General features: G+C 67.4%; 19 protein-coding genes. 8 read left to right on the forward strand and 11 right to left on the reverse strand.

The genetic code is table 11. The features are described from left to right. Positions 1–38 precede the first annotated feature (38 nt). From argE to WJ12_RS17300, 4 genes are all read right to left on the reverse strand, one after another. Complete coding sequence (gene argE / locus WJ12_RS17285; RefSeq protein WP_059561269.1) at positions 39–1202, reverse strand: acetylornithine deacetylase; 1164 nt, start codon at positions 1200–1202, stop codon at positions 39–41. Continuing rightward, entirely contained in the window at positions 1195–1872 is a 678-nt protein-coding gene (locus WJ12_RS17290; protein WP_059561271.1) for a DUF1028 domain-containing protein, read from the reverse strand. Before WJ12_RS17290 ends, argE begins: the two co-directional genes overlap by 8 nt. 8 nt (positions 1873–1880) lie before the next feature. Then, a complete protein-coding gene (locus WJ12_RS17295; protein WP_034190498.1) occupies positions 1881–2318 on the reverse strand; it encodes a RidA family protein in 438 nt (145 codons plus the stop codon). A gap of 84 nt (positions 2319–2402) precedes the next feature. Next, positions 2403–3725 carry a flavin-containing monooxygenase gene (locus WJ12_RS17300; protein ID WP_059561273.1) on the reverse strand — a complete coding sequence of 441 codons (1323 nt, stop codon included), beginning with the start codon at positions 3723–3725 and terminating at the stop codon, positions 2403–2405. A 703-nt stretch (positions 3726–4428) separates the two neighbouring features. Here WJ12_RS17300 and WJ12_RS36425 point away from each other — a divergent pair. Then, the gene (locus WJ12_RS36425) at positions 4429–4590 is read left to right on the forward strand and encodes a hypothetical protein (protein ID WP_167361883.1); all 162 of its coding nucleotides are present in this window, start codon (positions 4429–4431) and stop codon (positions 4588–4590) included. 214 nt (positions 4591–4804) lie between these two features. Then, the gene (trpS, locus tag WJ12_RS17305; RefSeq protein ID WP_034190511.1) at positions 4805–5818 is read left to right on the forward strand and encodes a tryptophan--tRNA ligase; all 1014 of its coding nucleotides are present in this window, start codon (positions 4805–4807) and stop codon (positions 5816–5818) included. Positions 5819–5827: 9 nt separating this feature from the next. Here trpS and WJ12_RS17310 read toward each other — a convergent pair whose 3' ends face one another. The 4 genes from WJ12_RS17310 to WJ12_RS17325 all read right to left on the reverse strand — a co-directional run bounded on the left by WJ12_RS17310 (position 5828) and on the right by WJ12_RS17325 (position 9827). Continuing rightward, entirely contained in the window at positions 5828–6241 is a 414-nt protein-coding gene (locus tag WJ12_RS17310; protein WP_059561276.1) for a VOC family protein, read from the reverse strand. A 93-nt stretch (positions 6242–6334) separates the two neighbouring features. Further along, positions 6335–7255 carry a bestrophin family protein gene (locus WJ12_RS17315; protein WP_034190501.1) on the reverse strand — a complete coding sequence of 307 codons (921 nt, stop codon included), beginning with the start codon at positions 7253–7255 and terminating at the stop codon, positions 6335–6337. A 160-nt stretch (positions 7256–7415) separates the two neighbouring features. Continuing rightward, positions 7416–8423: a cytochrome d ubiquinol oxidase subunit II gene (cydB, locus tag WJ12_RS17320; protein ID WP_059561279.1), complete on the reverse strand. Its 1008-nt coding sequence runs from the start codon at positions 8421–8423 to the stop codon at positions 7416–7418. A 3-nt stretch (positions 8424–8426) separates the two neighbouring features. Then, on the reverse strand, positions 8427–9827 hold the full coding sequence (locus tag WJ12_RS17325) for a cytochrome ubiquinol oxidase subunit I (protein ID WP_034190503.1): 1401 nt from the start codon (positions 9825–9827) through the stop codon (positions 8427–8429). A 406-nt stretch (positions 9828–10233) separates the two neighbouring features. Between WJ12_RS17325 and fdhD the strand changes: the two genes are divergently transcribed. The 5 genes from fdhD to moaD all read left to right on the forward strand — a co-directional run bounded on the left by fdhD (position 10234) and on the right by moaD (position 14571). After that, the gene (gene fdhD, locus WJ12_RS17330) at positions 10234–11106 is read left to right on the forward strand and encodes a formate dehydrogenase accessory sulfurtransferase FdhD (RefSeq protein WP_059561282.1); all 873 of its coding nucleotides are present in this window, start codon (positions 10234–10236) and stop codon (positions 11104–11106) included. Next, positions 11103–12317, forward strand: a complete 1215-nt coding sequence (locus WJ12_RS17335) for a molybdopterin molybdotransferase MoeA (RefSeq protein ID WP_059561285.1) — start codon at positions 11103–11105, stop codon at positions 12315–12317. Before fdhD ends, WJ12_RS17335 begins: the two co-directional genes overlap by 4 nt. Before the next feature lie 199 nt (positions 12318–12516). Then, positions 12517–13641, forward strand: a complete 1125-nt coding sequence (gene moaA, locus WJ12_RS17340; protein WP_059561288.1) for a GTP 3',8-cyclase MoaA — start codon at positions 12517–12519, stop codon at positions 13639–13641. Between the two features lie 47 nt (positions 13642–13688). Next, on the forward strand, positions 13689–14261 hold the full coding sequence (locus WJ12_RS17345; RefSeq protein WP_034190507.1) for a molybdenum cofactor biosynthesis protein MoaE: 573 nt from the start codon (positions 13689–13691) through the stop codon (positions 14259–14261). 52 nt (positions 14262–14313) lie between these two features. Beyond that, positions 14314–14571 carry a molybdopterin converting factor subunit 1 gene (moaD, locus tag WJ12_RS17350; protein ID WP_034190508.1) on the forward strand — a complete coding sequence of 86 codons (258 nt, stop codon included), beginning with the start codon at positions 14314–14316 and terminating at the stop codon, positions 14569–14571. Between the two features lie 2 nt (positions 14572–14573). Here moaD and WJ12_RS37040 read toward each other — a convergent pair whose 3' ends face one another. Together WJ12_RS37040 and WJ12_RS17355 are read right to left on the reverse strand one after the other, a co-directional pair. Then, the gene (locus tag WJ12_RS37040; RefSeq protein WP_257786233.1) at positions 14574–14708 is read right to left on the reverse strand and encodes a hypothetical protein; all 135 of its coding nucleotides are present in this window, start codon (positions 14706–14708) and stop codon (positions 14574–14576) included. Next, positions 14705–16051: an aminotransferase class III-fold pyridoxal phosphate-dependent enzyme gene (locus WJ12_RS17355; protein WP_049035925.1), complete on the reverse strand. Its 1347-nt coding sequence runs from the start codon at positions 16049–16051 to the stop codon at positions 14705–14707. The genes WJ12_RS37040 and WJ12_RS17355 overlap by 4 nt, the downstream gene beginning before the upstream one ends. A 125-nt stretch (positions 16052–16176) precedes the next feature. Here WJ12_RS17355 and gcvA point away from each other — a divergent pair, with 125 nt between their 5' ends. Then, positions 16177–17097 carry a transcriptional regulator GcvA gene (gcvA, locus tag WJ12_RS17360; RefSeq protein ID WP_059561291.1) on the forward strand — a complete coding sequence of 307 codons (921 nt, stop codon included), beginning with the start codon at positions 16177–16179 and terminating at the stop codon, positions 17095–17097. 58 nt (positions 17098–17155) lie between these two features. Here the strand turns inward: gcvA and WJ12_RS17365 are convergent, their stop codons facing one another. Continuing rightward, a complete protein-coding gene (locus tag WJ12_RS17365; RefSeq protein WP_059561294.1) occupies positions 17156–18580 on the reverse strand; it encodes an aminotransferase-like domain-containing protein in 1425 nt (474 codons plus the stop codon). Positions 18581–18897 lie beyond the last annotated feature (317 nt).

Genomic DNA, 18897 nt, shown 5'->3' on the forward strand with positions numbered 1-18897 from the left:
GCGCTGCGGGACGCGGCGCATGCATACAGGCTGCAGGCTCAGGCCGCCGAGGAAAGATGCGCGGCCAGGCGGCCCAGCATCGCGTCGCAGCCGTGAAGTTGCTCGAGCGTGACGAACTCGTCGGGCTTGTGCCCCTGGTCCATGCTGCCGGGCCCGCACACCACCGTCGGAATGCCGGCCTGCCCGAACAGTCCGCCCTCGGTGCCGAACGCGACCGTGCCGAATGCGTCGGAACCGCTCAACATCGCGAGCAGGCGCGCAGCTTCACTGTCCGGCGCGGTGGCCAGCCCCGGATACGCGCCCAGCGCCTGCAAGCGAATGTCGGTATCGGGCTGCACCGCACGCATCTTCGGCAACAGCTCGGATTCCGCGTAGTCCCGCAGCGTCCTCGGCACGTCGTGCGCGTCGAAATCCGGCAGCGCACGCACCTCGAAATCGAACTCGCATTCGGCCGGCACGATGTTCAATGCGCGGCCGCCCTTGATCAGTCCCGTCTGCACGGTCGAGAACGGCGGATCGAAACGGCCGTCGTGCCGCTCGGGTCGCGCGAGCGCCGCGCCGATCTCGCCGAGCCGGCCGATCAGCTTCGCCGCATAGTCGATCGCGTTGACGCCCGACGGGGCGTACGCCGAGTGACACGCGGCGCCCTTCACGTGACAACGCATCGCGAGCTTGCCCTTGTGACCGAGCACCGGCTTCAGTTCGGTCGGCTCGCCGATCAGGCACAGCCGCGGCCGATGCTCGCGCGCGGCCAGCACGTCGAGCATCGGCCGCACGCCGAGGCAACCGACTTCCTCGTCATAGGAGAACGCGAAATGCACCGGCATGCTCAAAGGCCGCGACACGAACGCCGGAACGGCCGCGAGTGCCGACGCGATGAAGCCCTTCATGTCGGCCGTGCCGCGGCCATACAGGCGGCCGTCGCGCTCGGTCAGCCGGAACGGCTCGACCGTCCACGCCTGCCCGTCGACGGGCACCACGTCGGTGTGACCCGACAGCGCGATGCCGCCGCGATCGTGCGGGCCGATCGTCGCGTACAGGCTCGCCTTCGTGCGCTCGGCGTTGTAGAACAGCTCGCTCGCCACGCCGAAACCCGCGAGATGGTCGCGGATGAAGCCGATCATCTCGAGGTTCGAATCGCGGCTGACCGTGGCGAAACCGACCAGCCGTTCGAGCAGCGCACGGCTCGACGTGTCACTCATCGCCCGGCACTCCGTAGCTCGGCGCGGCGGTCGGGTTCAGCGCGCGCGTCTGGTAGTCCTGCATCTGCGGCCGATACGCGCGCCACAGCGCATCGAGTTGCCCGATCGGATCGGTATCGGCCCAGTCGACGCGCAGGTCGACGATCGGCCAGGTCACGTCGCCGGCCACCTTCAACGCGGCCGAATGTACCGGACCGGCTTCGCCGCCGGCCGCCATCGCGGCATGCATCGCGGCCAGCAGGCGATCGGCGAGCAGGCCGTGCGCCTGTTCGAACGCCCGCGCCATCGCGTCGATCACGGCCGGCGCGGCCAGCAGGTTGCCGGCCGCCACGCACTGCTCGCCCTGCACCGCGTGATGGGTGCCGAGCGCTTCCTTGCCGGTGAAACACGCCGTCTGCCCCTGCCCGTCGATCACCGTGACCTGCCGGTACTGGCTCCAGCCGTTCGCGCTGAGCGCGCGGTCGAGCGCCGCGGCCGGCGCAAGCTGGTCGTGCTCGATCAGATCGAGAATCTGCGGCCCGAGCGCCGGCAGCGTGATGTTCTGCGTCGCGACGGCGCCCACGCCCGCGCGCACCCACGGGCAGCGCGCGCCGACCGCGATGCTCGACGAACTGATCGCGATCCCGAGCTGGCCTGTCTCCGGGCAGCGCCCGACGATGGAGAAAGTCATGTCGCCTCCTATGCGCGGTTCGGCTGCCAGTTGTCGGGGACCACCGCGATCACGTCGATCTCCATCAGCCATTGCGGCTGGCCGAGCGCCGAGACGACGAGCCCCGTCGAGATCGGATAGACGCCCTTCAGCCACTTGCCGACTTCCTGGTACACCGGTTCGCGATAACGCGGATCGATCAGGTAGGTCGTCGTCTTCACGATATGCGTGAGGTCGCTGCCGGCTTCCTCCAGCAGCTGCTTGACGTTCTTCATCGCCTGCTCGGCCTGCGCGCGCGGATCGCCGAGACCGATCAGGTTGCCGTCGAAATCGGTGCCGACCTGGCCGCGCACGTAGACGGTGTTGCCGGCGCGCACGGCCTGGCACAGGTCGTTGTCGAGCGTCTGGTTCGGGTAGGTATCCTTGGTGTTGAACATGCGGATACGCGTATGGGTAGGCTGGCTCATCGAGGTCCTTCGAGTGTCGGTGGGTACGCCCGCCGCGCCGGGAGCGGCCGCGGCGCAGCGGATGCGTGTCGGTCCGTCAGGTGGTCAGTTCGTCGCTTCGGCGAGCGGGCGCGCGTCGGCCGGTGCCTGCTGGGCTGCCACGCGACGCTGCGACGCGTCGTGGTACGCGAGGTACTTGCGTTGCGTGACGATGTGATCGGCGATGTGTTTCGCGTCGTGCCACACGCCCCAGATGAAGCTGGAGCCGCGCCGCGACAGCCACGGCAACCCGAGGAAATAGATGCCGGGCTCCTTCGACACGCCGCGCTGGTGCTGCGGCTTGCCGTTCGGCGCGAACGCGTCGACGTTGAGCCAACCGTAGTCGACTGCGTAGCCAGTCGCCCAGACGATCGACGTGACGCCCGCGCCGGCGAGATCGAGCACGAGGATCGGATGCGCGACGCAGTCGGGGTTCGGCAGGATGCGCCGCGCTTCCGGCTCTTCCGGCAGGTCGAGGCCGTTGCGTGCCGCGTAGGCATCGGCCGCGTCGAGCAGCGACAGGTAGTTCTCGTCGCCGCGGGCGAGATTGACCGCGAGATCGCGTTCGAACACGGCCACGCCACCGTCGAACGACTTCGTCAGCCCGACGAGCGTCACGCCCTGGTTCGCGAGCGCGCGGAAATCGACCGTGTGGCCGCCGCGCGCCCCGCTCACCGCGATCGTCACGTGTTCGCGGCCGGGCGTCGCGATTTCCTTGTCCCATTCGCCGAGCACGCCGAGCCACCAGCAGAAGTCGCGGCCGCGATATGCGCGCGGCGGGCGATCGTGCGGCCCGACCGACAGATACACCTGCCGACCCGCGCGCTGCAGCTCGTCGGCGATCTGCACGCCCGACGAGCCGGCGCCGACCACCAGCACCGCGCCGTCCGGAAGCTGGCCCGGATTGCGATAGTCGGCGGAATGGATCTGCACGAGGCGCGCATCGTCCGGCGCGATCGGCGGAACGACCGGGCGCTGGAACGGCCCCGTCGCGACGACCACGCGGTTCGCCTCGATCGTGCCGTCGGACGTCTCGACGACGAAGCCCGGCTTGCCGGTGTTGCGCACGACGTTCGTCACGTCGACGCCCGTGCGGATCGGCGCGTTGAACTTGCGCGCATACGCTTCGAAGTAATCGGCGACCTGGTCTTTCGACGCGAACGCATCGGGATCGAGGCCGTCGAATTCGAGCCCCGGGAAACGGTCGTGCCACGCGGGGCCGTTCGCGACCAGTGAATCCCAGCGCCCGGTGCGCCAGCGCTCGGCGATGCGGCTGCGCTCCAGCACGAGATGGGGCACGCCCAGCTTGCCCAGATGCTCGCTCATGGCCACGCCGGCCTGCCCGGCGCCGACGACGAGCGTATCGATTGAGGTTGTTTCGACTGCCACGGCTGTCTCCTTCAGCTTCTGACGTGCGGCTCGCTGCGACGTTCGTGCTGTCGGGCGAGTGGGAATGGAGACATTCTGCGGACAGGCCGCCTGGCGCGAAATGATGTTTTTTGTTGGTGTTGACGAGAAAAAAGCTGGGGCGGGAGCGATGGGGGTACCGACGATGACCACGCTTGCAGCAGAGCCCATACGTCGTTCAGGTTGCGCGGGCAGAATCTCCGCATGTCGGGAAACGCAGCCTTCGGGTCCTACGCCAGCCGATCGATGACCTTCGCCCCACCCTTGTCGTTCCTGGCGTTCGAGAACGTCGCCACCGATCCGCCAGTACAGCGTCACCCACTCACGATTCACGCTTGCGACGGCGTATCCACGGGCAAGCTCGACCCACTGCTCGAGCTCCGTGAGCCCGCGGCGATAGTCTGCCTCGCCGGACCGACGGAGAGCCGATCGAGCCGCCCGACAATTCTTGACTGTGTCCGCATCGTCGAACTGGTAGCATGCGCGTCACATCGGCATGGAAGCGGATACGCGACACTCGATCGTTCCCTTTTATGTCCCACGACCGGCTAACCTCGCCAACGCACCCTCGGCGACCTGGTGTCTCAGACGGCACCCAGCCCCGTAGAACCCCGCAACACCCCGGCGTCGCCCCGCGCGACCCGTTGCAGTAACCGTTGGAGTGGCGCGCCCCGCGCCTGCAAGCATGAAAAATTCGAACCCGCCCACCCGCCCTGCCCCGCAGCGCGACAAAGACCGCACGCCGCTCGTCCGCGCCGGCGCGTGGCTGCTGATGGTCGGCCTGCTGTACCTGCTGTGGCCGTCCGCCGAAACCGCGTACCTCGCGATGGAGTCGATGATCCACTGACGCGCACGCCCGGCCGCGCACTACGCTATACTTGCGCGATGGAAACCCAACCCGCCTCGCCGATCGTGCATTGCTGGTGGCGCGCCTGACCCAGGCGGCCCGTTTCCTTTTGCATGTCCCAAACGTGATGCCGCCAGCCATGGCGGCATTTGCGTTTCTGCACCGCACCGACATCATGGCTGGCGCCTTCGACAACCCGGAGCCAACGACGACCATGACGCAACCCACCCGCCCGACCATCCTCACCGGCGACCGCACGACTGGCCCGCTGCATCTCGGCCACTACATCGGCTCGCTGCGCGCGCGCGTGCAGATGCAGCACGAAGCGAAGCAATTCCTGCTGCTCGCCGATACGCAGGCGCTGACCGACAACATGGGCCGCCGCCAGCGCGTCACCGAGAACGTGATCGAGGTCGCGCTCGACTACCTCGCCGTCGGTATCGACCCGGCGGTCTCGACGATCGTCGTGCAGTCGCAGGTGCCCGAACTCGCCGAGTTGTCGCAATACCTGCTCAACCTCGTCACGGTCGCGCGCCTCGAACGCAATCCGACCATCAAGGAAGAGATCCGCCTGCGCGGGTTCGAGCGCGACATCCCCGCCGGTTTCCTGACCTACCCGGTGAGCCAGGCAGCCGACATCACCGCGTTCAAGGCGACGCACGTGCCGGTCGGCGACGATCAGTTGCCGATGATCGAACAGACCAACGAACTCGTGCGCCGCTTCAACGCAACCGTCGAGCAGCCGGTGCTGGTCGAATGCGAGGCCGTGCTGTCGTCGGTCACGCGGCTGCCGGGCATCGACGGCAAGGCTAAGATGAGCAAGTCGCTCGGCAATGCGATCACGCTCGGCTCGACGCCGGACGAGATCGCGCAGGCCGTGAAGGACATGTACACCGATCCGAACCACCTGCGCGTGAGCGATCCCGGCCAGGTCGAGGGCAACGTCGTGTTCACGTTCCTCGATGCGTTCGAGCCGGACGTCGCGAAGGTCGACGAACTGAAGGCCCACTATCGCCGCGGCGGCCTCGGCGACAGCGTCGTCAAGCGCGTGCTGAACGAGCGGCTGCAGGCGTTGATCGAGCCGATCCGCGCGCGCCGCCGCGAGTTCGAGGCCGACAAGGCCGAGGTGATGGCGACGCTGAAGCGCGGCACGCTGCACGCACGGGAAGTGGCGGGTGCAACGATCGCGGAGGTGAAGCGCGCAATGGGACTCACGTATTTCGATTGAGCAGCGCCGTCACGGCCGCTCGCGCGCCGGCACCGCCGCATGACACACGGCCTCGACCCGGTTGCCGGCCGGATCGACCAGAAAGGCCGCGTAGTAGTCGCCGTGGTAGTGCGGCCGCAATCCGGGGTCGCCGTCGGACTGGCCGCCCGTGGCAAGGCCAGCCTCGAAGAACGCATGCACCTGCTCGCGGGACGCGGCCTTGAAACACCAGTGCCGCTTGCTCGTCCCGATTTCGGCGGGATCCAGATACACCGCCAGAAAAGTCGATGCAGGGTCGTTCGCGCTGCAACGTTCGCCATAGCCGAGCGCATTGGGCCGGTCATAGACCTTGGTCACGCCCAGCGCAGTCATGACGCCATCGTAGAAGGGGCGTGCCAGGTCGATGTCCGGAACGCCGATCGACACGTGATCAAGCAGTTGCATGGTGTAGGCTCCATTGAACGAGCACGAGTCTACACAACCCCTCCCGGTCGGACCGATCAACCTTACCGACGACTACACTACCGACCACGCTCCCTACGTGATCTGATACGTCGACGCCGGCACGAACTCCTCCGGCATCGGCCGATCCCCGAGTTCCAGCACCGACCGCTCGATCGTGCGCGTGATCGCGTCGAGCGCGAGTGCATTCGGCGCAAGGCCGAACGGTTCGGCCACTTCGTTCGCGATCGCTTCGAGCGCGATCAGCGTGTAGGCAATGAACACGCAGATCAGCGGCGTGAAGAACTCCGTCGAATCGACGAGCCCGAACGGCAGCAGCACGCAATACGCATAGACGGTGCGATGCAGCAGCACGCTGTATGAAAACGGGATCGGCGTCGACAGGATGCGCTCGCAACCGCCCACCGACTTGCCGAGCTCGTCGAGTTGCGTCTCGAACATCCAGCAGGTCGTGCCGCTGCCGGGCGCGGGGCCCAGCGCACGAACGATGCCGCCGCGCAGTTCGTCGAGGATCGCGACCGGCTTGTAGCATTTGCCGCCGAGCGCGGCCGTGCGCTCCGCCCCGAGAATGCGCAGCAGGTCCGCGGTCGGGTCGGTATGACGCAATTGATGCTTCAGCGCATACGCGAGCGCGATCAGCAGGTCGGCAAGCCGGTTGCGCTCGGCGTCGCTCACGCCGTCGGGCAGGTAGCGATGCAGTTGCGACGTCACGGCGCGCGCGGCGATCAGCAGGTTGCCCCACAGATGCCGCGCCTCCTTGAAACGCTCGAAGCTCGCGTTGTTGCGAAACCCGAGGAAGATCGCGAGCGCGAGCCCGAACAGCGTAAACGGCGCGGTGTTGAGCGGAATCTTCTCGCCGAAGATGCGCCCGTTCGTGAAGACCGCCAGCGTGCTGACGATCGCCATGAACACGAGCTGCGGAATGATCGATTGGAGCACGGAGCCGTTCCATACGAACAGCATCCTGAGCCAGTTCTGTCGTGGTCGGACGATCATGATGTTTTCTCGACTGCCAAAGGAATACGCAACCCGTTGCGCCCGCACCCGATGCGCAGCGGCCCGCGCATGGCGGGCCGCTTTCCGTCGGATGCCGTGCCGGGCGCCGCGCTGCGCGTGATGATACGCGCACGCCGCGCCCCGTCACCTCGCATGCCGCTCAGTGATAACCGATGTCGCCCTCGCGCACCTTGCCGCGGAACACGCGGTATTGCATCGCGTTGTACACGAGGATGATCGGCAGCACGATCACGGTGCCGACGAGCGCGAACAGCTGGCTCGAATGGCTCGACGACGCGTCCCAGATCGTCAGCGACGGCGGCACGATGTTCGGCCAGATGCTGATCACGAGCCCCGTGTAGCCGAGGAACACGAGCGCGAGCGTCAGCAGGAACGGCGTCGCCTCGTGCGCGCGCTTCACCGTGTGGAAGATGCCCCACACGCATGCTACGACGAGAACCGGTACCGGCAGGAACCAGACGAGGTTGCCGCTGCCGAACCAGCGGTGCGCGACGGCCGGCAGCCCGATCACGGTCCACAGGCTCACCACGCCCATCACGGCGAGCAGCACGCCCGCGAGCGGCTTCATCAGCAGCCGCATCTTGCGCTGCAGCTCGCCATCGACCTTCAGGATCAGCCAGCCGCAGCCGAGCGTCGCATACGTGACGAGCACGCCGATCCCGCACAGCAGGCTGAACGGCGACAGCCAGTCGAACGGCCCGCCCGCGAACTGGTTGTTCTCGATCTTGATGCCCTGCAGCAGCGAACCGAGCACGATCCCCTGGCAGAACGCGGCGAGCGCCGAGCCGCCGATAAACGCGAGATCCCACATGTGCTGCGTGCGGGTGGCCTTCGCGCGCAGCTCGAACGCCGCGCCCCGGAAGATCAGGCCGACCAGCATCAGCACCAGCGGCAGGTAGTTCGCCGGCAGCAGCGTCGAATACACGACCGGGAACGCGCCATAGAGGCCCGCGCCGCCGAGCACGAGGAACGTCTCGTTGCCGTCCCACACCGGCGCGACGGTGTCGAGCATCACCTGGCGCTCGGCCTTCGCGTCGAAGAACGGAAACAGCAGGCCGATCCCGAGATCGAAACCGTCCAGCATCACGTAGATGAATACGCCGAGGCCGATGATCGCGGCCCACACGACAGGAAGATCGATGTGCATGGCTTACTCCGCTTCGGTGACGTTCAGCGGCGTGGACAGCGCGCTCTTGCGCAGCCCCGGATGCCGGTGCAGCTCGATGTACCCGGCCTGGGCCGCCGGCCCGCGCCTCATCAGTTTCATCATGTAGTAGATACCTGTTCCGAATACCAGGAAATACACGACCACGAAGACCAGCAGCGACACGCCGACCTGCTGAGCGTTGAGCGGGGAGACCGAGTCGATGGTGCGTAGTACGCCATAGACGGTCCACGGCTGCCGCCCGACCTCGGTCGTGATCCAGCCGGCCAGCAGCGCGACGATGCCCGACGGCCCCATCGCCACCACGAACCACTGGAACCAGCGCGTCTCATAGAGGCGCCCGCCCTTTCTCAGCAGCAGCCCGAGCAGCGCGGTGAGCAGCATCAGCATCCCGAGGCCGGCCATGATCCGGAACGTCCAGAAGATGATCGGCGAATACGGGCGGTCCTGCGGCGGGAATTCCTTCAGCCCGCGAATCTCGCCATCCCAGCTGTGCGTGAGGATCAGGCTGCCGAGGTGCGGCACCTGGATCGCATAGCGCGTGGTTTCGGCCTGCATGTCGGGCAGCCCGACGAGGTTCAGCGCGGTGCCGCCCTTCTCGGTTTCCCACAGCCCCTCGATCGCGGCGATCTTCGCCGGCTGGTATTCACGCGTGTTCAGCCCGTGCGCGTCGCCGACGACGATCTGGATCGGCGCGAGCACCAGCAGCATCCACAGCGCCATCGAGAAGCTGCGCTTCACCGGCTCGTCGCGACGGCCCTTCAGCAGGTGCCACGCGCCGCACGCGGCGACGATGAAACCCGCGACGATGAACGCCGCGATCGTCATGTGCACGAGACGGTACGGGAACGACGGGTTGAAGACGATCTTGAACCAGTCGACCGGCACGACCAGGCCGTTTTCGATCTTGTAGCCCTGCGGCGTCTGCATGAAGCTGTTCGACGCGAGGATCCAGAACGTCGAGATCAGCGTGCCGACCGCGACCATCAGCGTCGCGAAGAAGTGCGCACGCGGGCTGACGCGCTGCCAGCCGAAAAGCATCACGCCGAGGAAGCCGGCCTCGAGGAAGAACGCAGTCAGCACTTCATACGTGAGCAGCGGCCCCGTGATGTTGCCCGCGACGCGCGAAAAGCCGGCCCAGTTGGTGCCGAACTCGTATGCCATCACGACGCCGGAGACCACGCCCATCCCGAAGCCGATCGCGAAGATCTTCGACCAGAACTGGAACATGGATTTGTAGGCGGCGTCGCCGGTGACGAGATAACGCCATTCCAGCACCGCCAGGAAGCTCGCCATGCCGATGCTGATCGCGGGAAACACGATGTGGAACGACACCGTGAATGCGAATTGCAATCGGGCGAGATGGAATGCATCGAAGATTTCCATGACCGTAATTTGCTCGTGGTTGTGAGGACGTACGCCCGAAGCAGGAAATCGCGCGACGGCTTGGCGACTACACATGCGAACGTCAACGGACCCTCGCACGGCATCGAAGCGTGAGTGACGATATCGCGTTTGCCACGATACTCGCAATCACTCGAACGTGCGCTGAAACTGTGCTGCTTCCGTCGCCGAAGATGTGTGCACGGAAAACACATTTCGTGCCTGCGGGATGGTCAGCTGTACTGCTTTCCGCGTGGCGGCGCTGTATCTCCGGCGCGCTGTTCACTCCACTTAACATGTTATGCAACGCCTGCCCGACGCGGTAGTGCGCCGCCCCCGGCGCCCGCCCGGCAGCACCGATTTCCGTCGTCCGGCGTACACGCCGGCCGATCCGACTGGAGAAACCCGCATGGCGTCCCGCCCCCCCATCGACGATCCGACCGGCAGCACCGCGTGTCAGGTGACGCGCCATCGTGCCGGCGAAACGCGCGACACCGTCGATCGCGTCGTCGACGAAACGCCGGTTGCACTCGTGTTCAACGGCATCTCGCACACGGTCATGATGGCGACGCCGATCGACCTCGATGCATTCGGCCTCGGCTTCGCGCTGAGCGAAGGCATCGTCGAGCGTGCGTCGGACGTCTTCGACATCGAGAGCGAATGCCGCCCCGGCAGCGCCGAGGTGCGGCTCACCGTGTCGCAGCAGGCGTTCATGGCGCTGAAGGCGCACCGGCGCGCGCTGGCCGGCCGCACCGGTTGCGGCGTCTGCGGGATCGAAAGCATCGCGCAGCTCGACCTGCACCCGCCGCGCATCGCGGCCGCCGGCGCGGCTGCCGGCATCGGCGCCGACGCGATTGCACGCGCAGCACGCACGCTGCCGGCCCACCAGACGCTGATGCGCGAGACGGGCGGCATCCACGCGGCCGCGTGGTGCGACCGCGACGGCGCCGTGCGCGCCGTGTTCGAGGACGTCGGCCGCCACAACGCGCTCGACAAGCTGATCGGGCATCTCGCGCGGCGCCGCGCCGACCTTGGCGCGGGCTTCGTGTTCCTGTCGAGCCGCGCGAGCTACGAGCTGGTACGCAAGGCCGCGCGGGTCGGCATCCCGATGATCGCGACGATCTCGGCGCCGACGTCGCTGGCGATCGACGTCGCTCGCGAAGCCGGCGTGCGCCTGCTCGGCTTCTGCCGCAACGACGGCTTCGTCGAATACGTGTCGCCCGACGCCGTTCACCCCGATCAACCGGCGCTTGCGCCCGCGCACCCGGCCCACTCGTCATGAAACACCTGTTCGATTTCGATACCGCGCAGCAGCAATTCGCCGGCGCATTTGCGCCGCTTGCGGCGAGCGCCTCGCTGCCGGTCGCCGAAGCGGCCGGCCATGTGCTGGCCGCGCCGCTGACCGCCGTGCTCGACCAGCCGCCGGCCGACCAGAGCGCGATGGACGGTTATGCCGTGCGTCACGCGGATCTCGCGCGTGGCGAGCCGCTGCGCGTCGCGCAACGCTGCTATGCGGGCGACACGCCGATGCCGCTGGCCGCCCGCACGGCTGCGCGCGTCTTCACCGGCAGCCTGATCCCGCCCGGCGCCGACACCGTCGTGATGCAGGAGCACGCGCACGAACGGGACGGCTGGGTCGCGTTCGATGCCCCGCCGCGCACCGGATCGCACATCCGCCGCCGGGGCGAGGAAGTGCGTACCGGCGACCTGCTCGTGCCGGCCGGCGTGCGGCTGGGCGCGATGCACGTCGGCGTGGCGGCCGCACAAGGTTTCGCGCGCATCGATGTGCGCCCGGCGCTGCGCGTCGGCCTCCTGACGACCGGCGACGAACTCGTCGCATGCGGCCAGCCGCGCGCGCCGCAGCAGATCTACAACAGCAATGCGCCGATGCTCGCCGCACTCGTGTCGGGCACCGGTGCCCGCGTCGCGATGAACGTGCATGCGGCCGATACGGCGGCGGCCGTCGATCGTGCGTTGCGCGACCTGCATGCGGGTTGCGACCTGGTGATCTGCGTCGGCGGCGCATCGGTCGGCGACAAGGATCTGCTGCGCCCCGCACTGACCGCGCTCGACGCATCGTTCATCGTCACCGGTGTGCGGATGAAGCCCGGCAAGCCGGTCGCGCTCGCGCGGCTCGACACGCGGCCCGTGGTGCTGCTGCCCGGCAATCCGGGGGCTGCCATGACCGCGTTCGCGCTGTTCGTCGCGCCGCTGATCCGCTGCCTGCAGGGGCGCGACGCGCGCCTGCAGGCCGTGCCGGCGCTGCCGATCGACACGGACTTCGAGCCGGATGCGCAGCGCGAACGCTTCGTACGGGTGCGCTGCACGGTCGGTGCCGCCGGCGCGCCCGTGCTCGATACGCTGCGCCAGCAAGGCGCCGGCACGCTGCAGTCGCTCGTGCAGGCGAGCGGGCTCGCACGGCTGCCGGCCGGGCGGGCCATCGCGCGCGGCGACGCGGTACCGTATTACGAATTCGCGCAGTGGCTCGCATGAGCGCGATGCCCATCACGCGCCCGATGCGACCCATGCGCCGCGCCCGCCGCACGGCGAACTGTATTCCTGCAATTCGGGCGCGATTGTGCCTCTGCCGGCCTAACCCGGCGGACTATGCTCACGCTGAGGCTCGTCACGACCTGTGCGCCGACACGTCGGTACACGCACGGCCGACCGGCGACGCCCCTCCGCTTACTTCATGCAGGCCGACGAACCGATCGTGAATGCCATCGTTTCAGCCGCGCCGGCCGCCGCCGCATCATCCGGCGGCGCAGCGCCCGGCGCCTTTCCCCGCCCGTCCGACACGCTCGGACGCCCGCTGCGCGACCTGCGCCTGTCCGTGATCGACCAATGCAACTTCCGCTGCGGCTACTGCATGCCGCGCGAAAGCTTCGGTTCGGACTATGCGTTCATGCCGTCGTCCGAGCGCCTGTCGTTCGCGCAACTGGAAAAGATCGCACGTGCGTTCACGTCGCTCGGCGTCGAGAAGATCCGCATCACGGGCGGCGAGCCGCTGCTGCGCCGCAACCTCGAGGCACTGATCGAACGGCTCGCCGCGCTGACGACCGTCGACGGCAATCCCGTCGAAATCGCGCTGACGACCAACGGCTCGCTGCTCGCCGCGAAGGCACGCGCGCTGCGCGACGCCGGATTGTCGCGCGTGACCGTGAGCCTCGACGCGCTCGACGACGCCGTATTCCGCCGGATGAGCGACGCCGACGTGCCCGTGTCGCGCGTGCTGGCCGGCATCGAAGCCGCACATGCTGCCGGGCTCGCGCCGGTCAAGGTCAACGCGGTGATCGAGCGCGGCGTGAACGACGACCAGATCCTGCCGCTCGTGCGCCACTTCCGGCAGTCGGGCGTGGCCGTGCGCTTCATCGAATACATGGACGTCGGCGGCGCGAGCTTCTGGTCCGGCGACAAGGTCGTGCCGGCCGCGCGCATGCGCGAACTGATCGAACAACACTATCCGCTCGTGCTCGTCGGCGAACCGGGGCACGACGCGACCGCGATCCGTTGCGCGCACATCGACGGTGCGGGCGAAGTCGGCTTCATCGCGAGCGTGTCGCATCCGTTCTGCGGCACCTGCTCGCGCGCCCGCGTGTCCGCCGACGGGCAGCTCTATACGTGCCTGTTCGCGACGCAGGGCACCGACCTGCGGCCGTGGCTCGACGATGCGGCATCGACCGCCGACCTCGCGACCGCCGTGCGCGATCGCTGGACGCGGCGCGACGACCGCTATTCCGAGCACCGGGCCGCGCGGCCGGCCCGCGCGCCGGGCAAGACCTATCCGACCGTGCGCATGTCGCTCGTCGGCGGCTGACGGGCCGCCGCGCGATACAGGATGCGCCGCCCACTGGAGAACCTGTCATGACGACCTTCACCGAATCCCGCGCCGGGCTGCCGGACGATCCGCTGCCAGCCGGCAGCGCCCCGCCGCCCGCCGACGCGACCGATCCGCCTCCCGAACCGGCGCCCGCCATTGCCGCCGGCTTCGAAGTACGCGTGCAGCATGCGCCGATCGATGCGGGCGCGGAGCTTGCACCGATCGTTCGCAATCCGAATGTCGGGGCGGTCGTGAATTTTCTCGGGGTCGTGCGCAAGGAAGGCGACGTCGACGACGTCGTCGCGCTGGAAGTCGAGCACTACCCGACGATGACCGAGCAGGCACTGTGGAGCATCGTCGAGGAGGCCACGGCACGCTGGCGGCTCGAAGCGGTCAGGATCGTGCACCGCGTCGGCCGCATTCCGCTCGGCCAGCCGGTCGTGCTGGTCGTCGTGGCCGCCGCGCATCGCGCATCCGCGTTCGATGCGTGCGAATTCCTGATGGATTTCCTGAAAACCCACGCACCGTTCTGGAAGAAGGAGATCCGGCACGACGGCGAATCCGGCTGGGTCGAGGCGAAGGCCCACGACGACCACGCGATGCGGCGCTGGGGCTGACCGCGTCCGCTTCGCGCTTTCCGATTCCGCCGCTCCTGCTCGAGACATCGCAATGAAACTGAAGATCAAATATTTCGCAAGCATTCGCGAACAACTGGCGCTCGACGAGGAAACCGTCGAGATCGATGCGCGCGAACTCACCGTCGACGCGCTGCGCGGCACGCTGGCCGCGCGCGACGCGCGCAGCGCGGACGCACTGCGGATGGACCGCCCCGTGCGGGCCGCCGTGAACCTCGAAATGGTGACCGGGGAATTCGTCGTGCGGGAGGATAGCGAGGTCGCGTTCTTTCCTCCGGTGACGGGTGGGTGAGCTCACCACGCACGCCGCCCGTTTCGACGGCGATCCTCGACCGTCCTGGCCGGGAACGCGTTGTACACCGACGGGCGGTCGATCGTGACGGTCGCCACGCCGCGCGCCTCGCGATACAGGATGTCCTCGTCGCTCATCGGGCAGCCTCCAGCACCGTCAGCGCCGCGTCGAGCGCGTCCAGCCCCTCGTTCAGCTCCGTGCGCGAGATGACCAGCGGCGGCGTCACGATCACCACGTTGTAGCGCCCGTACGCGTGGACGCCGCGCTTCAGCAGCTCGCCATAGAACGCCCGCATCGGCGCCGATCCCGCCGGGTGGTGCCACTCGACGAGCGGCTCGCGCGTGTCCCGGTCGCGCACCAGCTCGATGCCGAACTGGGCGCCCATGCCCCGCACGTCCCCGATCGACGGATGACGGTCTGCGAGATCGCCGAGACCGTCGCGCAACCAGCCTTCGATCTCGCGCGCCCGGTCGAACAAACCCTCTTCCAGATAGACCTTCAGTGCGGCGAGCCCGCCGGCGACCGCCAGCACGTGGCCCGCGTGCGTGTGGCCCACGTCGAAGAGTTCGGTATCGAAGTGGCGGGCCACGCCTTCGCGCACCAGGACACCGCCGAGGGGTGTATACGAAGAGCTGGCCCCCTTGGCGAACGAAATCAGGTCCGGCAATACGCCGACACGCTCGGCGCAGAACAATGCCCCCGTGCGCCCGAAGCCCGTCATGATCTCGTCGAAGATCAGCAGGATGCCGTGCCGGTCGCACAGGTTGCGAACGCCTTCGAGGTAGCCCGGTGGGTAGACGACCACACCGCTGGACCCGGTCATCGGCTCCATCAGGATCGCGGCGACGTTTTGCGCGCCTTCGTGCGACAGGACGCGCGCAAGGTGATCGAGGGCACGGCGCGTCTCCTCGACCGGATCCGACGTGTAAAAGGGGCTGCGGTACGGATACGGTGCAAAGAACTTCACCATGCCCGGGAGCGCCGGGAAAGGATCGCGCCAGCGGTCCACGCCCGTCATCGCGCTCGCGCCGATGGTGCTGCCGTGATACGACCGATGGGCAGTCAGCACCTTGGGCCTGCCTGTCACCAGCCGGGCGATCTTCACCGCGTCATCGTTCGCCTCGGCTCCGCCGCACGTAAAATGCACACGCAGTCCTTCCGGCCACGGCGAAACACTGTTCAGGAGTCCAGCGTATTCGGCACGCACGTCGTTGAAGTAGCTGGATGCGACCCAGCACATGCGCTCGGCCTGTGCCTGGATCGCCTGGACGACCTTCGGATGGCCATGGCCCAACGACACCGCGACATAACCGCTGGTGAGGTCCAGATAGCGCTTGCCGTTCGCATCGTGGAAGTAGCATCCCTGCGCATGCGTGATGACCGGCGGGTTGAGTCCGCCCTGGACCGCCCAGGGAACGAGCACCTTTCGAAACGACGGCGCGAGCGCGCGATCCGACTCGCCGTGAATGCGTAGATCCATGTTGACTCCGGAAATGGCATGGCTCACTATTTCTGAGCCTCGTGATGTGAGGCTGATAGATTAAGCACGCATTTCTCGCATAACAAATCAAACGTTTCGACACTGAGCCTTAATTTAACTGAGTCATGGCACGACAAATTCCGCCCCTGCTCTCCGTGCGCGCATTCGAGGCGGCGGCGCGCCATGGCGGCTTCGCCCGGGCGGGTGAAGAGCTATGCGTCACGTCCGGTGCGGTAGGGCATCAGGTACGGCTGCTGGAGGAATGGCTGGGAACGCCGCTGTTCATGCGCGGCGCCCGGTCCGTCCAGTTGACGGACATCGGACGGCGGTACTTCCTGGAAATCGAGCGCTTGATGGACGAGCTCGAACGCGCATCGCTCGGCATCCGCCAGGCCGCGGACGCCCCGGAGGTGACGGTCACCGCGATGCCATCGTTCGTGACCCGCTGGCTGATGCCGCGCCTGGGTGAGTTCAGGCGGCTGCATCCCGACATCGAGGTGCGCTTGCTGGCCTCGGTGCCCGCCGTCGACTTCAGCCGCGAGCGGGTGGACGTGGCGATCCGGCTGGGCTCGGGCCCCTATCCGGGGCTCGTCGCGGAAAAACTGATGTCGGAGACGTTCCTGGCGGTCGGTCAACCTCTGGTGTGCCGGGCGTTGCACACCGTGGACGATATCTTGCGGGTAACCTTGCTGCATGACGAATACGAGGCCCGCATTCCGGAGCAGGTGGACTGGGTGCGCTGGTGCCGCATGCAGAACGTACACGCGAGCGCGACCCGTTTGCGACAGGGCCCGAGCTTCTCGCACACCTATCTCACGCTCGATGCCGCGATCGCGGGCCAAGGCGTGGCGGTGGCGTCGGACGTCCTCGCCGCCGATGCGGTCAGGCAGGGGCTGTTGGCCATGGCGCCGGGCAAGCCGGTACAGGGACCCTACAGCTACCACCTGCTGACGACACGCGCGGCAACCGCACGGCCGCCAGTCGACGCCTTCTGCAGTTGGCTGCGATCGGCCGCACGGTCGTTTTCGGAAGCCGGCTGGGCTTGAACGACGCGAATCGCCGCGCGGCGGATACCGACACCCGCGTTCCACCTCGCCCGCCCGTTCACCGCATGCACGCGGCGGCCAGCTTCCCGACCGCGATCACCGCCTGCTCGATCTCCGGCGACCACGGGCTGCTGTAGTTCAAGCGGATGAAGTTCCGGTAGTTGTCGGTGATCGAGAACATGTAGCCGGGGCCGATCGTGATGCCCTGCTCCAGCGCGAGCTGGTACAGCCGCATCGCGTCGACCTGCGCGGGCAGCTCGACCCACAGCACGTACCCGCCCGCCGGGCTCGAGATGCGCGTGCCCTCCGGAAAGAACCGCGACACCATCGCCCGCATCAGGTTCGCCTGCTGCGCATACGCCTTGCGCAAGCGCCGCAGGTGATGCTCGTAGCCGTCGCGTTCGAGAAACTCCGCGATCGCCAGTTGCGGCAGCGACGGCGTCGCGAGCGTGTTCAGGAACTTCAGCTTCTCGACCTGATCGCGATAGCGGCCCGGCAGCGCCCAGCCGATCCGGTACGCGGCCGTCAGGCTCTTCGAGAACGACGAGCAATGCAGCACGATCCCGGTCCGGTCGTAGGACTTCAGCGAACTCGGATGCGTATCGCCGAAATACAGCTCGTTGTACACGCCGTTCTCGATGATCGGCATGCCGGTTTTCGTTGCAAACTCAACCAGTTCGCGCTTGCGCTCGTCGGGCATCTGGAACCCGAGCGGGTTCTGGAAGTTCGGCATCACCATGCACGCCGCGATCGGCTGCGACTTCGCGATCGCGGCCAGCGCCGCGATGTCGATCCCGTACTCCGGATGCGTCGCGACCTCGATCGCCTTCATCCCCATCCGCTCGATCGCGTGCAGCATCGCGTAGAACGTCGGCGATTCCACCGCGATCGTGTCGCCCGGCTTCGCCACCGCCTGCAGGCACAGGTTGATCGCCTCCGTCGCGCCCACCGTCACGATGATCTCGTTCGGGTCCACCGACATCCCGTTTTCCAGGTAGCGGCGCGCGATCTGCCGAATCAGGCGCGGATGGCCGGGCGGCAGCCCGTCCGTCACGCCCCACAGCGACTTGTCGCGGCCGGCCGCATACGCGTAGCGGTTCAGCTTCTCGAACGGAAACAGGCTCGGGTCCGGATACGGCGAGCCCAGCGGCACCGCGTCGTCCGTGCCGATCGAACGCAGCGTCGACAGCACGAGCCGGCTCACGTCGACCGACGACGAGATCGCGATCGGCTTCGACGGCCGCAGCTCGCGCACCGGCGCGTGGCCGTCGTCGCGGCGCAGGTTCACGAAATAGCCCGACTGCGGCCGGCTTTCCAGCAGCCCGCGGCTTTCCAGCAGCAGATACGCGTGCAGCACGGTCGTGATGCTGATCCGGTGCTGCTGGCTCGCCTGCCGCACCGACGGAATCCGGTCGCCGTGCCGGTACACGCCCTGGCGGATCAGGCGCTCGATGTCGTCCGCGAGTTTTTCGTAGAGTTTCATCTTGCGTCTCCCGCCCGCATGCGCAGCCGTGCCGCCCTCCCGTGTGCGTCCGGCACACACGTGTTTCGCCCGCCGACCGGGCCGTCGTGATTCCTGATCCTTCCCTCCGGTTTTGCCTTTTCCATCGCGGCTCTCTCTTGAAGATGCGCCGGCAGGGTTCCGGTACGACTGGATCCGCGGCACTGTGCACTTGATGGTGGAATCTTAAGAGCAGAACAGTTTGCGGCGAGTACACACATCGACCACGCGAACAAGAGTACAGTTCGGCGCGAATCGCGCATGGCGGGAGAACTGTACGTCTTATGAAATGGCCGGGC

Origin of the sequence: Burkholderia seminalis (genome assembly GCF_001718535.1) — a bacterium.
Taxonomy (GTDB): Bacteria; Pseudomonadota; Gammaproteobacteria; order Burkholderiales; family Burkholderiaceae; genus Burkholderia; species Burkholderia seminalis.